2 protein-coding genes are annotated in these 1429 nt (G+C 64.0%); both read right to left on the minus strand.

Annotated features, from left to right (window positions below; all coding sequences use genetic code 11):
• Positions 1-609 (minus strand): branched-chain amino acid ABC transporter permease (locus ACXJL8_RS40975; protein WP_456687032.1); only part of this gene is annotated, 609 nt, incomplete at its 3' end.
• A 103-nt stretch (positions 610-712) separates the two neighbouring features.
• A partial coding sequence (locus ACXJL8_RS40980) for an ABC transporter substrate-binding protein (protein WP_456687033.1) occupies positions 713-1429 on the minus strand: 717 nt, incomplete at its 5' end.

Genomic DNA, 1429 nt, shown 5'->3' on the forward strand with positions numbered 1-1429 from the left:
TCGCGACAGGTTGATGCCGAGCGCGCGGACGATCTCGCTGTCATGCGCACCAGCCTTGACCGTCGCGCCGAACGAGGTCTTTTCGATCAACAGCCAGACCAGACCAATGATCCCGGCCGCGATGCCCGCCGCGTAGAAGCGATAGGTCGACCAGATCAGATCGCCGAACAGGAAGCCGCCGTTGATGGCGGACGGCACCTGCAGCACATAGTCGCGCGTGCCCCAGACCAGGCGGATCAACTCCTCGATCACCATCGCCGCGCCGAAGGTCAGGAGAAGTCCGTACAGTGGATCCTTGCCGTAGGTTCGCCGCATGCAGAGCTCGATCAGCATGCCGACCAGACTCACGATCACGGGTGCGATGATCAGCGTGGCGGCGTAGCGCCAGCCGAGCGGGAGCGCGAGCCACACTTTCGCAAGATCTGCCGGCAATGGCGGGCGCGGTCCTGTCAGTTGCATGGCGACATAGGCCCCGAGCGCGAACAGGGAGCCGTGCGCCAGGTTGATCTGCTCCATCAGCCCGACAATGAGCATGAAGCCGAGCGCGATCAGCGCGAATAGCAGGCCGAGCGTCAGGCCGTTCAGAAGATGCGGAAGTAGGTCGAACAAGGTTTTGGCTTTCGCAACTGGCATTGCTCACCCAAGCCTCGATGGCCCGGGTCTGCGGCGCGCGACATGCGCGCCGCTCGTTCCACGACGCGACGCACCGTCGCTAGGAGTCGACGGTCGGCACCTGCTCGTAGGGCGTGAGCTTGCACTTGCCGGGTGCAGCGTCATCGGCGGCCGATTTCGGTTCCGTCCAGCTGATGATCTCGAACAGGTCGGTGTTGTCGGCCGGCTTGGCGTTGCGCCGCGCCAGATAGATCGTCTGCTGCATCTGATGCGTCATGGGATCCATGTAGGCGTCGAAATGCTGCATGCGGTCAGTCGCCGAGACCTTGAGGTTCTCGAGCTCCTTGATGATCTTGACGTTGTTGGTCGAGCCGGCCCGCTCGATCGCGCGCAGCAATTCGCGCGTCGACATGTAGCCGTTGTAGGAGACATTGCCCGGCACCGGGATCGGGCCGTCCTTGTTGGCGGCCTGCCACTTCTTCACGAACTCGGCGACGCCGGGCAGCGGCAGCTTGTGATACCAGGTGGTGCCGAACACGCCGAACAGGCTGTCGGGCGCGCCCCACACGTCGGGCCAGTCCTGCTGGTTGTTGATCCAGGCCGGCTTGCCGTCGAGCTTGAGCTGCGCCACCTGCTCGCGCAATGCTTTGATGTCGTCGCCGCCGATCGCGGTCGCCACCACGTCGGGCTTGGCTTGCTGGATCTTCAGGAGGTAGGCGGTGAAGTCGCGGGTGTTCTGAGGCACCAGCAGATTGTCGATGATCTTGCCGCCGGCAGCCTCGACCTGCGTCTTGGTCGCGGCGGACGTGGTGTGACC

The organism is Bradyrhizobium sp. P5_C11_2, assembly GCF_054049755.1.